At 32.4% G+C, this 19775-nt stretch carries 16 protein-coding genes; 13 read left to right on the top strand and 3 right to left on the bottom strand.

Annotation, left to right across the window (positions count from 1 at the left end):
• Positions 1–11: 11 nt before the first annotated feature.
• The 5 genes from FS85_RS0108890 to FS85_RS0108870 all read left to right on the top strand — a co-directional run bounded on the left by FS85_RS0108890 (position 12) and on the right by FS85_RS0108870 (position 6760).
• Positions 12–1223, top strand: a complete 1212-nt coding sequence (locus tag FS85_RS0108890) for a DUF4856 domain-containing protein (protein WP_010135864.1) — start codon at positions 12–14, stop codon at positions 1221–1223.
• A gap of 100 nt (positions 1224–1323) precedes the next feature.
• The gene (locus tag FS85_RS0108885; RefSeq protein WP_010135863.1) at positions 1324–2508 is read left to right on the top strand and encodes an imelysin family protein; all 1185 of its coding nucleotides are present in this window, start codon (positions 1324–1326) and stop codon (positions 2506–2508) included.
• Positions 2509–2511: 3 nt separating this feature from the next.
• Positions 2512–3870 carry an HTTM domain-containing protein gene (locus FS85_RS0108880; protein ID WP_010135862.1) on the top strand — a complete coding sequence of 453 codons (1359 nt, stop codon included), beginning with the start codon at positions 2512–2514 and terminating at the stop codon, positions 3868–3870.
• Positions 3851–6313, top strand: coding sequence for a TonB-dependent receptor family protein (locus tag FS85_RS0108875; protein WP_010135861.1), 2463 nt, complete (start codon positions 3851–3853; stop codon positions 6311–6313). The genes FS85_RS0108880 and FS85_RS0108875 overlap by 20 nt, the downstream gene beginning before the upstream one ends.
• 6 nt (positions 6314–6319) lie before the next feature.
• Positions 6320–6760: a heme-binding domain-containing protein gene (locus tag FS85_RS0108870; protein WP_010135860.1), complete on the top strand. Its 441-nt coding sequence runs from the start codon at positions 6320–6322 to the stop codon at positions 6758–6760.
• A 58-nt stretch (positions 6761–6818) separates the two neighbouring features.
• Here FS85_RS0108870 and FS85_RS0108865 read toward each other — a convergent pair whose 3' ends face one another.
• Positions 6819–7169: a hypothetical protein gene (locus FS85_RS0108865; protein ID WP_010135858.1), complete on the bottom strand. Its 351-nt coding sequence runs from the start codon at positions 7167–7169 to the stop codon at positions 6819–6821.
• A gap of 290 nt (positions 7170–7459) precedes the next feature.
• Here FS85_RS0108865 and FS85_RS0108860 point away from each other — a divergent pair, with 290 nt between their 5' ends.
• The 3 genes from FS85_RS0108860 to FS85_RS0108850 all read left to right on the top strand — a co-directional run bounded on the left by FS85_RS0108860 (position 7460) and on the right by FS85_RS0108850 (position 11112).
• The gene (locus FS85_RS0108860) at positions 7460–7690 is read left to right on the top strand and encodes a FeoA family protein (RefSeq protein WP_010135857.1); all 231 of its coding nucleotides are present in this window, start codon (positions 7460–7462) and stop codon (positions 7688–7690) included.
• Positions 7687–9651, top strand: a complete 1965-nt coding sequence (gene feoB, locus FS85_RS0108855) for a ferrous iron transport protein B (protein ID WP_010135856.1) — start codon at positions 7687–7689, stop codon at positions 9649–9651. Before FS85_RS0108860 ends, feoB begins: the two co-directional genes overlap by 4 nt.
• 180 nt (positions 9652–9831) lie before the next feature.
• The gene (locus tag FS85_RS0108850) at positions 9832–11112 is read left to right on the top strand and encodes a dicarboxylate/amino acid:cation symporter (protein ID WP_010135855.1); all 1281 of its coding nucleotides are present in this window, start codon (positions 9832–9834) and stop codon (positions 11110–11112) included.
• Positions 11113–11153: 41 nt separating this feature from the next.
• Here FS85_RS0108850 and FS85_RS0108845 read toward each other — a convergent pair whose 3' ends face one another.
• Positions 11154–11984, bottom strand: a complete 831-nt coding sequence (locus FS85_RS0108845) for a universal stress protein (protein WP_010135854.1) — start codon at positions 11982–11984, stop codon at positions 11154–11156.
• 152 nt (positions 11985–12136) lie between these two features.
• Here FS85_RS0108845 and guaB point away from each other — a divergent pair, with 152 nt between their 5' ends.
• From guaB to FS85_RS0108825, 4 genes are all read left to right on the top strand, one after another.
• Positions 12137–13600: an IMP dehydrogenase gene (gene guaB / locus FS85_RS0108840; protein WP_010135853.1), complete on the top strand. Its 1464-nt coding sequence runs from the start codon at positions 12137–12139 to the stop codon at positions 13598–13600.
• A gap of 107 nt (positions 13601–13707) precedes the next feature.
• A complete protein-coding gene (locus tag FS85_RS0108835) occupies positions 13708–14886 on the top strand; it encodes a putative sugar nucleotidyl transferase (RefSeq protein WP_010135852.1) in 1179 nt (392 codons plus the stop codon).
• Positions 14879–15412, top strand: a complete 534-nt coding sequence (locus FS85_RS0108830) for an adenine phosphoribosyltransferase (protein WP_010135851.1) — start codon at positions 14879–14881, stop codon at positions 15410–15412. The genes FS85_RS0108835 and FS85_RS0108830 overlap by 8 nt, the downstream gene beginning before the upstream one ends.
• Positions 15413–15415: 3 nt before the next feature.
• Entirely contained in the window at positions 15416–17890 is a 2475-nt protein-coding gene (locus tag FS85_RS0108825; RefSeq protein ID WP_010135850.1) for a M1 family metallopeptidase, read from the top strand.
• A 14-nt stretch (positions 17891–17904) separates the two neighbouring features.
• On the opposite strand, the gene FS85_RS0108820 is transcribed toward FS85_RS0108825, so the two are convergent.
• The gene (locus FS85_RS0108820; RefSeq protein ID WP_010135849.1) at positions 17905–18366 is read right to left on the bottom strand and encodes a helix-turn-helix transcriptional regulator; all 462 of its coding nucleotides are present in this window, start codon (positions 18364–18366) and stop codon (positions 17905–17907) included.
• Positions 18367–18661: 295 nt separating this feature from the next.
• Between FS85_RS0108820 and FS85_RS0108815 the strand changes: the two genes are divergently transcribed.
• Positions 18662–19720 carry a M14 family zinc carboxypeptidase gene (locus FS85_RS0108815; protein WP_010135848.1) on the top strand — a complete coding sequence of 353 codons (1059 nt, stop codon included), beginning with the start codon at positions 18662–18664 and terminating at the stop codon, positions 19718–19720.
• Positions 19721–19775: the final 55 nt, after the last annotated feature.

The following is a 19775-nucleotide window of genomic DNA, read 5'->3' as shown; positions in this document are numbered from 1 at the left end:
ATAAAAAAGCAATGAGAATTTCGAAACTTACCTTAGGGATGTTGGTAGGAGCTGGAGTGGCATTCACTTCTTGTTCAGATGATGATAACATCAAAAACATCATCAATTATAACAAAAACATTGAAGATATTGATTTTTCTGGGATCAGTGTTCCATCCAATTATGAGTTTTCAAGAAATAACGAAACAACCGTAAGTTATTCAGGGCAAACCACTCGTTTGTTACAAGTAAATGAAATAGGTGATTTGTTAACCAACGTTTCGGACATACCTACACAGGAAGATTTCACCAACCGTTTTAACCAGGCAACTGGATTTAACAACGCAGATTTGAATGGTTCTAAAAACGTACGAAGTAAAGTAGCAGCTTCTGTCGGGTTGTTTGCAAACAATCAGGCGGATGCAGATGCAATTAAAGCAGATTTTGATGGCTATTTAACCAACCAGATTGCTGTTTTAGAAAGTGCCAAAAATAACGAGGCAAAGCAAGGAGAAGCAGGTATTTATGATGGAAAACGCTACTTTAACGAGAAAGGATTAGAATATAACCAAGCATTTTATAAAGGACTGATAGGGGCTTTGGCAATGGATCAAGCATTGAATCACTACTTTAACAGATTAGATGATGACTTTGATGGAACCAACGCTTTTAAAACAGCAAATGATGGTGAAACTTTGGCAGAAGGAAAAAATTATACCACCATGGAACATCACTTTGATGAAGCTTATGGTTATGTTTACGGAGCAGGAGAAAACGATAGATTGTTAGGTAAATATCTAGAGGAAATTCAAAACCAGACTTATTTTTCTGATATTGCAGAGAATGTAAAAAAAGCATTCATTATTGGTAGAGCTGCTGTGGTAGCTAAAGAATATGAAGTAAGAGATGCTGCTGTAGAAGTATTAAGATACCAATTGTCTAAAATACCTGCTGCAAGAGGAATTTACTACTTGCAAAAAGCAAAAGAAACTATTGATAGTGAAGACCCAAGAGCTGCTTTCCACGCACTATCTGAAGGATATGGGTTTATTTACTCATTACAATTTACCTACAATATTGAAACCAATGCTTCTTATTTTACTAAAGCTGAAGTAGATGCATTGTTAAACAAATTGTACGGAAGCGAAAACGGATTTTACGATTTAACGGCAGAAAAGTTAGAAGAATTGTCTAACGATATTGTTGCCAAATACGATTTTACTTTAGCACAAGTAAATCAATAATAATAAGCAAACACATTCTAAATTGAGACAAGGTGTAAACAACAAATACACCTGTCTCAATTTTCTATATTTTTGCCACTCATTTAAGTTAAGTATTCTAATGAAAAAAATTATTGGTCTTTTAGTACTTTCTGTTAGTTTGGTTTCTTGTGTAAAAGAAAACAATGGAACCACACAAAAAACAGATGAATTTAACAGAGCGTTGATTTTAGAAAACTGGGTAAACAACCTGGTTTTACCTGCTTTTACAGATTTTAAATCTAAAATAGAAGATTTAAAAATCAAGGAAAATCGTTTTGTTTCCAATCCAACAACAACAACACAAACTGAGTTGCAAGAAGCGTTATTCCAAGCTCAAAAAGTATGGCAACACGTAGCAATGTTCGAGTTGCAAGCAGAGGCAAATGGTAGTAATCAAAATGGAACACGTATTTATATGAATACATATCCTATTGATAGAGAGACAAGCACAAATCCATTTCCAAATTCCAATGAAGACGATCGTACTTTAGAAGAGAATTTGAACGGAACACCAGAGACAATAAACAACTTAGATTTTAAAAATACTTCTGGAACTATTGATGAGCAAGGATTTCCTGCTTTAGATTACTTAATTAATAGCGAGAATATATTACAAAAATATATCGATCCCACTACAGCAGCAAATTACAAAACCTACATGACCAAGATTGTTGATAGAATGGTAACATTGTCTAACGGAGCCTATAATTATTGGACTAATAATGCTGATAAAATTATTGCTAACAGTGGTTCTTCTAGTTCGGCTTCTTTTGATAAAATGGTAAATGACTACATCAATTATGTAGAACAAGGGTTTAGAGAGAATAAAATTTCTAATGCTTCAGGAAAAAGAGATGGAATCAAAAATAAATTTGCAGTAGAAGCTTATTATAGTTCTGAAAACTCTAAGATTTATTTTAATGAAGCTTTTAAGGCTGTACAAAATTTTTACAAGGGTATTTCTTATGATGGAACAACCAACAAAGAAGGATTGGATGATTATTTAGACTATTTAGATGCGGAAGTATATGTGTCTAGTAAAAATGAAGATGTAAAACTAACGGATCAAGTGGTAAAAAATTTTGCGAGTATACAAAACACAGTAGCTACATTAAATGATGATTTTGTTGTACAAACTGAACAAGATCCCAGTAAAATGATTACAACTTTTAATGTAATTCAAGACTATGTAGTGTTGATAAAAACCAATGCTTTAGAGGCAATGGGAGTAACCATAGATTATGCAGATTCTGATGGAGATTAAACCATGAGTATTCTAAAAAACTATATACAAAACAGTCAAACAAAAGCAGCTACTTTAGCTGCTTTTCGTATTCTGTTTGGGTTTTTGATGCTTATCAGTTTGATTCGTTTTATAGCCATGGGGTGGGTAGAGCAATTTTATATTTTGCCTAAATGGCATTTTACCTACTATGGCTTTGAATGGATAAAAACATGGAGAGAATATACCTATATTTTATTTGGGATTGCCATCATTTCTTGTATTTGTATTATTGCAGGATTCAAGTATCGCTTGTTTATGACACTCTTTTTTTTAAGTTTTACTTACATCGAACTGATAGACAAAACTACTTACCTCAATCATTATTATTTTGTAAGTATTCTTAGTTTTTTACTGTGTTTTTTGCCTTTACATGCTACTTTTTCCGTAGATGCGTTTTGTAAAAAAAAATTTTATGTACACGTACCTAGTTGGACAGTAGACAGTATAAAATTCTTACTAGCCACTGTTTATTTCTACGCAGGCTTAGCAAAACTAAATTCTGATTGGTTACTAAGAGCACAACCTTTAAAAATATGGTTGTCTTCTAAAACAGATTTACCAATTATAGGACAGTTTATGAATCAAACTTGGTTTCATTTTACCATGAGTTGGAGTGGTGCTGTGTACGATTTGTCCGTTCCATTTTTATTATGGTATAAAAAAACAAGACCCTATGCTTTTGTAGCAGTTGTGGTGTTTCATGTATTTACCAGAATTCTTTTTAACATAGGCATGTTTCCCTATATTATGATTTGTGCCACACTCATTTTTTTTGACAGTAAATGGCATATAAAATTTATAGAAGTACTTAAAAATCTGTTTAAAATCAACCTAAAGAATACCGTTTGTAAGTCAGACAGATACCTTTATAAAAAGCCGAAAAATATACTATTTATAATTAGTCTATTTTTTGTAATTCAATTACTTTTGCCGTTCAGAAATTTATGTTACCCAGGCGAGCTTTTTTGGCACGAGCAAGGGTTTCGATTTTCTTGGCGAGTGATGTTAATGGAAAAAGCAGGACACACTACTTTTACGGTTAAAGACAGTATAACAGGAAAGAAGTTTTATGTAAAAAATTCTGATTTTTTAACGTCTTTTCAAATCAAACAAATGAGTTTTCAGCCCGATTTTATATTGGAATACGCTCATAAGTTAGGCGATCACTTTAAAAGTCAAGGACATCAAAACATACAAATTTTTGTGGAGAGTTATGTGGCTTTAAACGGAAGGTTAAATCAGTTATTTATCAATCCAAAAATTGACCTGTACAAAGAAGAAGAAAGTTTTTATAATAAAACATGGATTTTACCCTTAAATGATGAGATTAAAGGATTTTAAATTAGGATTGTTTTTTTGTTTGTTTATTCAACTTGGATTTGCTCAATCAAGATTCAAAGTAATCCATGCTGAAACTAAAAAACCTATTGTTGGAGTACAAATAATTAAAGGGGCTAGTCTCTATGTTGGAACTACCAATAAAGAAGGGTTCTTAAAAATTGAAACTCCAAAAACCAACGAATCTTATACCTTTTTTTGTTATGGATTTGAACCCATCACTCAGGAAATTGGAAGAACAAAAAAACTACAACACATTGTTGTATTGCAGCCTATTAAAGAACAGCTGTCTGCTGTGGTGTTGAATGCTAAAAAAAGAATTAACTACGGATTAACAACGTTAAAACCTGTAGAAGGAACTCACATTTATGCAGGTAAAAAAACAGAAGTAGTAAACCTAGATTTGGTAAGTGGTAACAAAGCCAACAACAATCCTAGACAAATTTTTTCTAAAGTATCCGGTCTGAATATTTACGATAGTAACGATGGTGGTTTGCAGTTAAATATTGGGGGAAGAGGGCTAGACCCTAATCGTACGGCCAATTTTAACACCCGTCAAAACGACTATGATATTAGTGCCGATGTACTAGGTTACCCGGAAAGTTACTACACTCCTCCAAGCGAATCTTTAGCGCAAATACAAGTAATCCGAGGAGCAGCTTCTTTGCAATACGGAACGCAGTTTGGTGGATTGATTAACTTTATTACTAAAAAACCATCAGAAAAAACGATTGAATTTGTAACAAGAAACACAGTAGCTTCTTTTGGTACTTTGGCAAATTTCACCTCACTGAGCGGAACGGTTGATAAGCTGAGTTATTATGCGTATTACAACGGAAAACAAGGAAATGGATTCCGTCCGAATTCCGATTACGAATCCACAAACTTTTTCGCACACATTGGATATCAATTCAACCCAAATACCAAAGCTAGTTTCGAAATTTCCTCTTTTGATTACACCGCTCATCAACCTGGGGGATTGTCCGATGTACAATTTTTAGAAGATCCAACTCAAAGTTATTTAAAACGTAATTGGTTTGATGTGGATTGGAAATTGTACAACTTTAAGCTAGAACAACAATTAACGGATGTTTCTAAATTAACCGTAAGCTTATTTGCTTTAGATGCTTCTAGAAAAGCAGTTGGATTTAGAGGAAATCCTAATTTAATTGCACCAAATTTATTTAATGTTAATGGAGATGAACAAAATACTGATGGTACCTATGTGTTTAACAGAGATTTAATTGTAGGAGATTTTAAAAATTACGGAATAGAAACTCGTTTTTTATCTAGTTATACATTAGGAAACAAAACCAATTACTATTTAATTGGAGGTAAAATATACAAAGCCAACAACAGTCAACGTCAAGGTGCTGGAAGCAAAGGAACCGATGCCGATTTTACTTTTGATGATAATGCAGAACAGTATCCAAATCAAAATGATTTTGAGTTCCCGAACTTTAACGCATCCTTATTTGGAGAACATATTTTTAACATCAACAAACATTTTAGTATCACCCCTGGTTTTCGTTTCGAACACATCAATACAAAATCCGAAGGATATTATTTTGTTTACAATCGAAACAACCCTCAACTCTCAGAATTTGTTGATGATAACAATAGCTTTGTCAGAAACTTTGTGCTCTTAGGGCTAGGATTAAGCTACAAACCCAATCGTACCTTTGAAAGTTATGCCAATATTTCACAAAACTACCGTTCTGTAACATTCTCTGATATTAGAACAGTTAACCCTTCTTTTGTAATTGATGAAAACATTACTGATGAAACGGGATTTACAGCTGATGTAGGAGTACGCGGAAAGGTAAAAAAAGCTTTTTCTTACGATGTAAGTGCATTTACTTTGTATTACGGAAACAGAATAGGGCAAGTGTTTAGTAATGAACCTCCCTACAGAGCACAATGGGTTCGAAAAAACATAGGAACGGCCTTTATTTATGGATTAGAATCGTTGTTGCAGTGGAATATAAAAGAAACGTATTTTAAAAATGCCGATGATTTAAAGCTAGATGTTTATAGCAATTTTGCTGTAACCAAGTCTGTGTATCTTGAATCTGAAGAGAATGGTGTTGCCGGTAATGAGGTAGAGTTTATTCCTGCAATCAACTTAAAAACAGGAGCAAGTTTTGGTTGGAAAAACTTGTTAGGAAATGTACAGTATACATATATAGGTGACCAATTTACAGACGTTACCAATGCTCCTTACAATCCCAACAATAACAACAGTATTGCAGGATCTATCCCTGCTTATAACATTTTAGATGTTTCTTTGTCATATAAATTTTCGAAACATTTTTTAGTAGAAACCGGAATTAATAATATCTTAGACAACAGTTATTTTACACGCAGAGCAACGGGGTATCCTGGACCGGGTATTATTCCAGCGGAACCACGTTATTTTTACGGGACTTTAGAAATTAAATTTTAACAAGATATGGTAAAAAAAATATTCCTCGGAATTGTAATTGTTTTGGTAGTGATGCAGTTTTTTGGAGGTAGGAAAAATGAAGCAGTAACACATGAAGTATCTGCTTTTATCAACGAAACAAAACCAAATCAAGAAATACAGGCTATCTTAACATCACAGTGTTTTGATTGCCATTCTAACAAAACCACCTATCCATGGTATGCAAAGATTGCTCCTGTTTCTTTTTGGATCAATCATCATGTAGAAGAAGGAAAAGAACACTTAAATTTTTCTGCTTGGGATACCTACGACGCAAAAAAGAAAAAACATAAATTACACGAGGTAGAAGAGGAAGTAGAAGAAGGTAAAATGCCTTTAAATTCTTACGAAAATATGCACGGAGAATTATCAAAATCAGAAAGAGAATTGTTGGTAGCTTGGGCTAAAGAAGCTATGTCGAAATATTAAAATTATTTAATAAATTATAAAGAACAGGACTATAATTAATTTTACAGTCCTGTTTTTTTTAGTTTTTGATTCTATAAGATTTTAAGATATCATCCATAGAAATTTTAAAAACTGTTCCTTTTAATAAATCAATTAACTGTAGTAATTGATTATAGCTTAAGACCATTTTTATTTCCATTTGATTGCCTTTATAAACAATCATTTTGTTTTTAAAGTCTCTAGGACATTTGCAATTAGAGTGTAGGTTAATTATTTCTTGAGTTGATTTAATAAAGGAGTTTAATTCTTGGGTTTCTACTGAAAGTATAAGTTGGTTGAATTCTAAATAAACTATTTTTTGATTTAAACTTTCTAGTAACAGACAACTATTCCCAAAATGGTTGGCATAAATTATTTTATATGATTTCATAAATGTATTTTTTTCAAAAATAATACTTTATTTTTATTTAGAATAAATACAATTAATATCTTTGTTTCATCTTTAACCATTTCGAGTTTATAGATTGTTAATAAAAGTTTGTTTTTGTATCTAAAAATCTTGTCTTTTTTTTAAGACAAGATTTTTTCTATTCAGATATATTTGGCTTTGTTAATTTTAAATAAATCTAAATAGTTTATATCTTTGCAGACCTTTATACTTTTTAATTTGATTTAGAGAATTAAATTTTATTAAAGGTTTTAACTACAGAATTCTATTGAATGAAAATACATACAGTTGCCGATTTGCAAAGAGGAGAAAGGGCTATTATCAAGTCATATCAAGAAGATATAATTCCTTTAAAACTAATTGAGATGGGATGTATAGAAGGGAACTATATAGAAGTTTTACAACGTGCCCCAATGCAAGACCCTTTGTATATAAATATTAGTGGAACGTATGTAGCTATTCGGTTAGAAATGGCAACAAAAATTTGGGTAGAAAAAATATGAGTACACTAAAAGTAGCTTTAATAGGAAACCCAAATACGGGAAAAACCTCTTTGTTTAATAGACTAACAGGGTTGAATCAAAAAGTAGGAAATTATCCTGGAATTACCGTTGATAAAAAAATAGGTTTTAGTAAAATCGATCAAAAGATTGATGCAGAAATTATAGATTTACCTGGTACTTATAGTTTAAATCCAAGTTCTATTGACGAGGATGTAGCTGTTTCTGTATTAACGCAAAAAGAAAATCCAAATTATCCTGATGTGGTAGTGGTGGTGGTGGATATTGAAAATTTAAAACGTAATTTATACATCTACACACAAATTAAAGACTTAGGAATTCCAACTGTTTTGGCCGTAAATATGGCTGATCGAATGGCTTTAAGAGGAATAGATATTGATATTCCTAAATTAGAGAAACAATTAAAAACCAAAATTTCTTTAATCAGCACTAAAAAAAACAAAGGAATTTCTCACCTTAAAGATTTATTGGCCAATTATAAGGAATTGGACACAACCCCATGTTTTGTAGATGTAAATAAGGGCCAGTCGGTTTTACCAAAAGAAAAAACCAACAAACATCATTTAGAAACAGTTAGGCGTTACCAGTTTATTAAAAAAGTTCTAGAAAATACTTTTTCTCAAGACCCACAGTCAGCTAAGGATTTAAGAACATTTTTAGATAGAATTTTAATACATAAAGTATACGGATATGCAATCTTTTTTACGTTGTTGTTCCTTGTATTTCAAGCATTGTTTTCTTGGTCATCGGTTCCTATGGACTGGATTGATGAAAGTTTTGCAAACTTAGCTCAGTGGACAAGCAACAACTTACCGCCAGGTGTTTTTACCAATTTGGTTTCAGAGGGAATTGTACCAGGAATTGGAGGAATTGTAATTTTTATTCCTCAAATAGCATTTTTATTTCTGTTTACATCTGTATTAGAAGAAAGCGGATACATGAGCCGTGTTGTTTTTTTAATGGATCGATTGATGAGACGTTTTGGGTTGAGTGGAAAAAGTATTGTGCCCTTAATTTCAGGAACAGCTTGTGCCATACCAGCAATTATGTCTGCCAGAAATATAGAGAACTGGAAAGAACGATTGATTACTATTCTAGTAACTCCATTTACTACTTGTTCTGCTCGTTTGCCTGTATACGCTATTATTATTAGTTTGATTATTCCTAAAGAACAGACTTTTTTATCCTTTAATGTTCAAGGGTTGGTTTTAATGACTTTGTATTTATTAGGTTTTGCAACTGCAATTATAGCTGCAGCTATTTTAGACAAAGTCCTTCACATAGTATCCAAATCTTACTTTGTGGTAGAAATGCCCAATTACAAACTTCCTTTGTTTAAAAATGTAGCGTACAATGTGGTAGAAAAAACTAAAGCTTTTGTTTTTGAGGCAGGTAAAATTATACTAGCAATCTCTATTATACTTTGGGGGTTGGCTTCTTACGGACCTGGGGATCGATTGAGCAATGCTCAAGAAGCAGTACAAGCAAGCCACCCAAATTTATCAGAAGGAGAATTAGGAGCTAAAATTGCCTCTTACAAATTAGAAAACTCATACATTGGGGTGATGGGTAAATTTATTGAACCTGTAATTAGACCTTTAGGCTATGATTGGAAAATAGGAGTAGCAGTGATTACTTCTTTTGCCGCTAGAGAAGTATTTGTTGGAACTTTAGCTACAATTTACAGTATTGGAAGTGAAGACGAATCAACCATAAAAGAACGTATGAAAAAAGAAGTATACGACGGCACAGAAAAACCCGTATATTCTTTTGCAACAGGAATATCTATCTTATTATTTTACGCTTTTGCCATGCAGTGTATGAGTACTATTGCCATTGTAAAAAGAGAAACCAATGGATGGAAATGGCCATTAATTCAAATGTTTGCTATGTCTGGATTTGCTTATTTAACTGCATTTATTGCATATCAAACACTAAGCTGATGAGATTTATTCAACCTATATTAGTTGTTTTAACTTTTGTTATTGCAGGATGGATTTTATATTCAAAGTTTTTTAAAAAAGACAAAAGTTCCTGTAAAGATGGGAAATGTAACTGCTAATACACACCTTTAGATTGTATTATAATTTCTATTTTTGGAATCCAAACCCTTAGACAGAATTATGAAAAAACTAGCTCTCCATTGGAAAATAATTATAGGACTAATTTTAGGAATTATTTTTGGATTGATTTGTTCTGGAATTCCAGGAGGAAAAGAGTTCACAATCCATTGGATAAAACCATTCGGGACTATTTTTGTAAATCTGTTAAAGTTAATTGCCATGCCTCTAATCATGGGGTCTCTTATCAAAGGTGTGGCAGATTTAAAAGATATTTCTAAGTTTAAGTCTATGGGAATTAGAACTGTGGTGACGTATATTTTTACAACAATAGTTGCCATCGTTATTGGGCTAACAATTGTAAATGTAATAAAACCCGGAGAAGGAATTTCGTCAGAAACAGTACAAGTTTTAAAAGACACTTATGCAGCGGATGCTTCTTTACAAGACAAATTAAATACTGCTGCTGCCCAAAAAAGTAATGGCCCTTTACAGTTTGTAGAAGATATTGTTCCTAGTAACATTATTCATGCCATGAGCAACAATAAAAATATGTTACAGGTAATTGTATTTACTTTGTTTCTTGGTTTTTGTTTGTTGTTAATTGATAAGAAAAAGGCAAAACCGTTAAGAAAATTCTTTGATTCGCTAAATGAAGTCGTCTTAAAAATGATAGACATCATTATGTTATTTGCTCCTTATGCAGTTTTTGCATTATTGGCATCGGTAATTGTAACCTCTAATGATACCAGTGTTTTAATGGCTTTATTAAAATACGCATTGGTAGTAATAGGAGGGTTGGCACTAATGATTGTTTTTTATAGTTTGTGTATTGCTATTTTCTTAAAAAAATCACCTTTATGGTTTTTAAAAAATATTGCACCAGCACAATTGCTTGCTTTCTCTACAAGTTCTAGTGCAGCTACCTTGCCAATAACCATGGAAAGAGTTGAAGAGCACTTAGGGGTAAAAAATGAGGTAGCTAGTTTTGTGCTACCGGTAGGAGCAACCATTAATATGGATGGAACAAGTTTGTATCAAGCAGTAGCAGCAGTTTTTATTATGCAAGTATTGTGGCCAGAAGGTTTAATTTTCGAAAATCAAATCACTATTATTATTACTGCTTTATTGGCTTCAATAGGATCAGCAGCTGTACCTGGTGCAGGAATGGTAATGCTTATTATAGTATTAGATAGTATTGGTTTTCCTAAAGATTTACTATCAATAGGATTGGCCTTAATTTTTGCTGTAGATAGACCTTTAGATATGTTAAGAACTACTGTAAATGTTACAGGTGATGCAACTGTAGCATTGCTTGTAAACAAGCATCAAAAAAAGTCGTAACATAAGCTGCTACGACTTTTTCGATATTAAAATTAACTTTATTATGAAATAAGTAAGGTAAGCACAGGAGTCTCTAAATGATTGGCTATTTCTAAAGACACACTGTGATTAAAAAATTTAGAAATACTAGATTTTCCGTGGGTAGCAATAGAAACCAATGAAATATTGTTTTTTTCCACATAGTACTTAACCCCATCTAAAACCGTATAATCATCATAATTATCAAAGTAAGATAGATTGTCTAGATTTCCATCTGCTTTTTGTAAAAAGTTCTGAAATCTAGTCTCCATTTCTTTGGTTGAAACAAAACCACCGTCGGCTTTGTTAATAAACAAAAGTTTGGGTTTTACCTTTATTAAATTAAAGAATGTTTTTGCTTTTTGATAAGCTTCTACAGATTCTGTTTTAAAATCACTAACATAAACAACTTTATCAAAATCGATAGAATCAATTTCTTTTTTAATGACTAACACAGGAATTTTAGATGTTTTTACAACTTTTTCGGTATTAGAACCTAGAAAAAAATCGTCGTGTTCGCTTACACCATGCGACCCCATTATAATTAAATCCGCATTTAATTCTTTGGCCAAAACTCCAATTTCGGGAAATAATGCATAGTGTTTAATCACAAGGTCTACAGAAACATCTTCTAAGTAATCTTTGTCAATAAATTCATCAAATTTTTTTTCGGCCAATTTTAGCATAAACACAGTGGTTTTTTGGTCTACACTATGATCCGAATATCCAGTAGGCATTTCCAACATGTGCACTAAAGTTAGCTTGGTGTTGTGTTTTTTAGCAAACTGAGCACCTACTTTTAACGCATATTCTGAATATTTTGAAAAATCTACAGGAATAATAATATTTTTCATGGTTAAATTTTACAAGTTAAATACATAATTAAAGTTAATTAAAATCAACTTTAGGAACAATTTTTAAACCCCTCTTTTTTCTTTTTTCAGAAACTATTTCTTTGTTGAATTATTTCGTATATTTGCATGCAATTAATTCATATCTATTGCAAATGTCTACCACAAAAGTTATTTCTGAAGGACTTACTTACGATGATGTATTACTAGTCCCAGCCTATTCAGAAGTGTTACCCAATACGGTCTCTATAAAATCTAAATTTTCTAGAAATATTCCTTTAAACACTCCAATTGTATCTGCTGCTATGGATACAGTAACAGAATCTAGCATGGCCATTGCCATTGCCAGAGAAGGAGGAATTGGAGTGATTCATAAAAATATGTCGATAAAGGCACAAGCTAAACAGGTAAAAAAAGTAAAACGTTCTGAAGCAGGAATGATTTTAGAACCAGTTACTATTACTGCAGATCAAACAGTTAACGATGCCAATTTGTTGATGAGAGAACACAAAATTGGAGGAATTCCTGTTGTTGATGAAAACGATATATTAAAAGGAATTGTAACTAACAGAGATTTAAGATTTGAAAAGAATTTTGAAAGAAAAATTCAAGAAGTAATGACCTCTGAAGGTTTGGTAACTGTATCTGCAGGAACTTCTTTAAAACAAGCTGAAGAAATTTTACAAGACAATAAGGTAGAAAAACTACCTATTGTAGATGATAACTTTAAGCTGGTAGGTTTGATAACTTTTAGAGATATAGTAAAAGTTAGAGAAAATCCTGAAGCCAATAAAGATGAATATGGAAGATTAAGAGTAGCGGCTGCAATTGGTGTAACAGACGATTGTTTGGAAAGAGTTGCTGCTTTGGTAAAAGAAGGGGTAGATGCAGTTGTCTTAGATTCTGCTCACGGACACTCTATCAACATCTTAAAAAAACTAAAAGAAATCAAAGATGCATATCCTAATTTAGACGTTGTAGCAGGTAATATTGTTACTGTAAAGGCAGCTAAAGATTTAGTAGCTGCAGGTGCAGATGCTGTAAAAGTAGGGATTGGTCCTGGTTCTATTTGTACAACACGTGTGGTTGCAGGAGTTGGTTTTCCTCAGCTATCTGCAGTAATGCAGGTTTCCGAAGCTCTGGCTGGTACAGGTGTACCAGTAATTGCGGATGGTGGAGTACGTTATACTGGAGACATTCCTAAAGCTATAGCTGCAGGAGCAGATTCTGTAATGTTAGGTTCTTTATTAGCGGGAACAAAAGAAGCACCAGGAGAAGTAATCTTGTTTAACGGAAGAAGGTTTAAATCTTACAGGGGTATGGGGTCTGTAGAAGCCATGAAAAAAGGTTCTAAAGACAGGTATTTCCAAGGTGAAGAAGATAATAGTAAAAAATTAGTTCCAGAAGGAATTGAAGGAAGAGTTCCTTATAAAGGTGAGTTGTACGAAACCATGCACCAATTTATTGGTGGTTTGCGTGCCGGTATGGGATATTGTGGAGCTGCAACAATTCAAGATCAAAAAAAGGCTGAGTTTGTAAGAATTACTGCTTCGGGAATTGCAGAAAGTCATCCGCATGATGTAACGATTACCAAAGAAGCACCAAACTATTCTCGCTAAAAACAATTAAAAAACAGGTATAATAAACCGTTTAGCATCATTTTTGTTAAACGGTTTTTTAATATATTACTACATGTAAAAATTAGAAAAAATAGCACATAACTTCTATGAATTATATTTTATACGATGGTTCTTTTAGAGACTCATTATTACCCTTTACTTTTACCCGTCCTGTTGCCGATTTGCGAATAGGAATTTTAACCATAAGAGAAAAATGGGAAACTGCACTAAGAACAACCACCACAACCTTAACAGAAGAATATTTAGAGAATAAATATCCATTGGTTGAGATGGAATTCAATGTATTTATCAATTCTGGTTACTTACCAAATACAGATTTTATAGAAGAGGTTAAAAAATTAAAACCACATCAGAAAATTGTATGTAATAAAGAGGTAATTGCTTTTTACTCTACCGAAGACCAAGAAGAAATTCATTTAGATGATTACGATACAATTTACCTAAAGAATGTGGAAAGCTTAGAAAATAAGTGGGATTTGTTTTTAAAAAATGACGTTGCTATACGAGAAGATTTTAAACAAATTACGCATGATCGTATTTCTGAAGAGCTCCCAAATTATGTTCAGGCTGTAGAAAAAGAACAGATTTTTATAGAAGAAGGGGCTCTTATAAATCCTTGTTTTTTAAATGCTAGTTCTGGTCCTATATATATAGGTAAAGATGCTGTAATTTTGGATGGAGCTATGTTAAGAGGTCCTATTGCTTTAGGGGAAAAAGCAGTGGTAAAAATGGGAGCAAAAATATATGGTGCTACCACTATTGGCCCTGGTTGTAAAGTAGGGGGTGAAATAAAAAATAGTATTTTGTTTGCAAATTCTAATAAAGGCCACGAAGGATATTTAGGAGATTCTGTTGTTGGAGAGTGGTGTAACTTTGGAGCCGACACAAATGTTTCTAACTTAAAAAACAATTATAGCAATGTTCGTTTATGGAATTACGAACTGGAAAGTTTTGAAGATACACAGCAAAAAAACTGTGGCTTGATGATGGGAGATCATTCTAAAACAGGAATCAATACCATGTTTAACACAGGAACTGTTTTGGGAGTATTTGTAAATATTTTTGGATCGCACATGCCTGATAAATTTGTTCCATCATATAGCTGGGGAGGTACAAAAAATAAAAAAACATACGATTTTAACAAAGCTATTGAAACCGCTACCAAGGTTATAAACAAACCCAATCAAGAACTAAGTTTAGAAGATGTTGCTATTTTAAAAGAAATTTTTCATCAAACAGAAAAATACAGACACAAAAATGAGTAAGGAGTTAGAAATCAATATAAAAAATAGTATAAGAGATGTCCCCGATTTTCCAAAAAAAGGAATTTTGTTTAAAGACATAACTCCTATACTATTAGACAGCCAACTGACCAATAATATAGCTCAAGCCTTAGCAGATGCACACAAACATAAAAAAATAGATGCCGTAGCAGGTATTGAATCTAGAGGATATTTGTTTGGTGTTTTGTTGGCTCAAAAATTAGAAGTTCCTTTTATTTTAATTCGTAAGGCAGGAAAATTACCTGCCAAAACATTGCAACAATCCTACAAATTAGAATATGGTTCGGCAACTATAGAAGTACACGAAGATGCTGTAAAAGAAAATAGTAATGTTTTAATACACGATGACTTGCTGGCTACAGGAGGTACGGCAGAAGCTGCAGCATTTTTAGTGCAACAAAAAGCCAACGTGGCCGGTTTTAGTTTTGTAATTTCACTTTCATTTTTAAATGGAGTAGAATCTTTGCAAAAAATTACACCAAACATAACGTCATTAATCACTTATTAATATATGAAACAAATTGCACTATTATTTTTTATTGTTATCACTTACACAAACCTACAAGCACAAAGGTTGTATCGTTATGATGACAATGGAAAGACAAGTACTAAAGAGTTAGATTTGATAGATACAAAGCTAGATTTAAGCTTTAATTTTAAAGATCAAACAGTAAATGGTAAAGCTTGGATTGCTCTAAAACCTCATTTTGATAGCACTGATCAAATTCAGTTAGATGCTAAAGGAATGAATATTTATGAGGTTAAAGAAGCAGGAACTCCGGTAAAATATTACAACACCAAAGAAAAGCTGAACATTAGTCTTACAAAAAAGTATACCAAATCAGACACAATTCAACTATATATTAAGTACCGAGGAAACCCAAATAAAATTGAAAAAGTAGACGGAGTTGCCATTACAGACAATAAAGGAATGTATTTTATCAATCCTTTAGGGACTGACAAAGACAAACCCACACAAATCTGGACACAGGGTGAACCAGAACAAAACAGTACTTGGTTTCCTACAATAGACAAACCCAATCAAAAAACCACACAACAAATTACGTTAACGGTTCCTTCTAAGTACAAGACTTTGTCTAACGGAAATTTAATTTCTCAGAAAGAAAATAATGATGGAACTAGAACCGATGTATGGAAACAAACATTGCCACATGCTCCGTATTTATTTTTTGTGGGAGTAGGAGAATTTAAGGTAGTTAAAGACTCTTGGAAAGGAAAGTTAGTAGACTATTATGTAGAACCTGATTACAGCCTAGAAGCAGCTAAGGAATTGTTTAAAAATACACCTGAAATGTTAACGTTCTTTTCGGAGTTAACAGGAGTGGAATATCCTTGGGATAAATACAGTCAGGTAATTATGCGCGATTTTGTGAGTGGTGCCATGGAAAATACAGGAGCTGTCATTCATAGTGAAACAGCCATGTTAACAGAAGGAGAATTGTTGGAAGAAAATACTTGGGAGCGAGTAATTGCACACGAATTGTTTCACCATTGGTTTGGAGACTTGGTTACTACAGAGAGTTGGGCCAATCTAACATTAAACGAATCTTTTGCCAATTACTCGGAGTTTCTTTGGGAAGAATTTAAGTACGGAAAAGATGCAGCTAATGATCATTTAAAAACAACAAGAGATGCTTACTTAAACAAAAACCGTTTAAAAGAAAATTACGATAAGCATTTGGTAAGATACAACTACAACAAAGTAGACGATGTTTTGGATGTAGTAAGCTATAACAAAGGGGGAATGGTGCTACACATGCTAAGAAACTATCTAGGCGATGATAAGTTTTTTGCGGGACTTAAAAAGTACTTGCAAGAAAATAAGTTCAAAGCAGCCGAAGCTCATCAATTAAGATTGGCTTTAGAAGAAGTTTCTGGAGAAGATTTGCTGTGGTTCTTTAGCCAATGGTACTACAACTACGGACATCCCAGATTAAAAGTTACTTATCAAAATGACTTATTGGGAAATAAAATAAAAGTAAAAGTTACACAATTAGAAAAAGAGTTTGATTTTCCTATTCAAATAACAGTTTACAAAAGTAAACAAAAGGATGTGTTTGATGTTTTTATGAATGGAAAAGAAAAAACATTTGAGTTTCCTTTTGAAAATGAGAAGGATATCAAATTAATTAAAGTAAATAGCAACCATGTGTTATTGGCAGAAATAACAACACCAGAGTTAACTACAGAACAATGGGTTTATCAATACAACAACGTAAAACACTTTGAAGATAGGATAGAGGCTTTAGAACAGTTAAAAGACAAACAAGAAGAAAAAGAGGTTTTTGAAACTTTTGTAAACGCTTTAGAAGATCCTTATCACGTTATTCAATCATATGCCTTAGAGAACATCAACTTATCAGACAAACATAAAAAGAAAAAAATCATTCAAAAAATTGAACGTTTAGCGAATAGCGAAAATGTAAATGTAGCTGCTTCTGCAATTTCAATATTAGGAAAATTGGTAAACAGAGACTACTTACCCATCTTTAAAAAAGGAATTGATAGTAAGTCTCCAAAAATGAAAGGCAATAGTTTACTTGCTATGTACTACATAGATAAGGAACTGGCAAAGAAAGTTTCAGAAAAATTACCTAACGATGTAAAAGATGTAATTTACGTTCCGTTGTTAAAAATGTATTTAGAAGACCGTAAAGAAGAACATGTAAGTTTTGTAGCTAAGTATTTGCTTACAGGAATGTACTTTATTCAAGACGAAAAGTTTAAAAAAGATTTTGAAGATGCATTTGACTGGGTTGCAAAAACTAACAATAAAGAAGCCATTAGAGTTATGGTGGATGACTTTGTAAAAAACGGATTAAAATACAAAGCATACAACTTTAACTTTGAATGTATTCGTCTTTTAAGAGAGGTCATTTCAAAGCAAAAATCATCGTCAAACAGCAATAAAAAAGAGATTTTAAGTATATTAGAAGAAGGGGTTAGAAAACTAGCGGTCGATTAATTTAAATAGATCTATCAAACGTTTTTGTACTCTTTAAACGTACCATTTGTATAAAAAATAACAATTCTTTCAATGTCTGAAGGAGTTGTTATTTTTTTTTGTGTTACAATCATTTCATCCTCATTTGTTTTTTCACTTGTTGTTGTATCTTTTTCAGAAAACAAATCAGGCTGAGAGGACTTTGTTTTATTAGTTGCTATGTTTGGTTGTGTAGCAAACTCTTTTTCTTTAGGAAAGCTCCCTTTACCATACAAAAGCCAATCTAAAGTTAATTCTTTATAAGTATCAATCATTTTTAAAACAAAATCGAGGCTTGGCTTGTTCCTTCCTGATAGCAAATGAGAAATACTAGAACGTTGTACTTTGATTTCATCAGCAAAACTTGCTGCGGTTAAATTGTAATATTCAAAGACTTCATTCAGTCGATTAATAAAAGCTTCTTGGTTTAACATTGTGAATTCAATTAAAGCTGCCAAAAGCAGCTCCTGTTTTTACAAATGTAATCTAAAAAAACGAATTGCTGAATATTTTCTCAGCCATATCTAATCTAAGTATATAAATAGATTTAAACAAGTAGATTTAAATAACTGATAAATAAGTTATTAGAGTATTTTAGGTAAAGTTGTTTAAGTAAGGAGTGCGTAACTTATAGCTTACGAAGTTAAGATTACGGAACTGAACTTGAGAGAATTGATAAGTGTAGAAATGTAATCTTTACTGTGTACAAATGTAAATCACAATTGTAAACAAAACGTTGTTTACTTTTGTAAAATGAAAAAAGACAGAATAGAACACATAGATACTTGGTATCAACACAGCTCCGAAAAAAGCTTGGTAGGAAGAAGAATACTTTTACAAGACATAGAGCCATTGCTTCTTAATCTACCATCTCCATTTAAAGTTTCTAAAGCAGGAAGTTCAGAAATGGGAAAAGACATTTATAATGTAACTCTTGGCCATGGACCTAAAAGAATATTGTTATGGACTCAGATGCACGGAAATGAAAGTACGGGAACCAAAGCTTTGTTTGATTTATTTAATTATTTAAAAGATCAGTTTATAGCTAACAGCGATTTTGCAAAAGACTTAATAAACAAATGTACTTTAGTTTTTATTCCTATGCTAAATCCAGACGGTTCCGAAGCTTTTACAAGGGTAAATAGCAAACAAGTAGATTTAAATAGAGATGCCGTAGACCAACAGGCGGTAGAAAGTAAATTGTTAAGAAGCATCTTAGACAACTTTAAACCTCATTTTTGTTTCAATTTACACGATCAAAGAACTATTTTTAATGTAGAAGGTTTTAAAAACCCAGCAACCATTTCTTTTCTTGCTCCCTCAGAAGATGAAGAAAGAACATTAACAACAGGAAGAAAAGAGACCATGGCTGCTATTGTTGCAATGAACAATACCTTACAGCAACTTATTCCAAACCATGTGGGTAGGTATACGGACGAGTTTTATCCAACAGCTACAGGAGACAATTTTCAAAAACTAGGACACAATACTATTTTAATAGAAGCAGGGCATTATCCTAACGATTACGATCGGGATTTGGTAAGGAAATTTAACTTTTATGCATTGGTCAGTGGCTTAGAGTATTTAATTGTTAACGATAAATACACACATTATCAACCTTATTTTGATATTCCTAACAATGGAAAGCAAAATTACGACCTTATCATAAGAAATTTTTTAGATGATAAAAATCAAAAGGTTGATGTTGCTTTTCAGTATGAATATGAGGTGGTTAACAATCAATTAATCTCCAAATTGGTGGAGTATGATAGAGGAGATTTAAGTAGTTTTTACGCATATCAGGAATTTTAGTTTAAATTTTCATTAAGAATAACTATATTTAGATGAGAAAAATGCAAATGAGCTC

It is taken from the genome of Ochrovirga pacifica, assembly GCF_000220525.1.
GTDB lineage: Bacteria > Bacteroidota > Bacteroidia > Flavobacteriales > Flavobacteriaceae > Ochrovirga > Ochrovirga pacifica.
The sequence above is the reverse complement of the archived record's forward strand: the minus strand, read 5'-3'. Positions and strand labels throughout refer to the sequence as shown.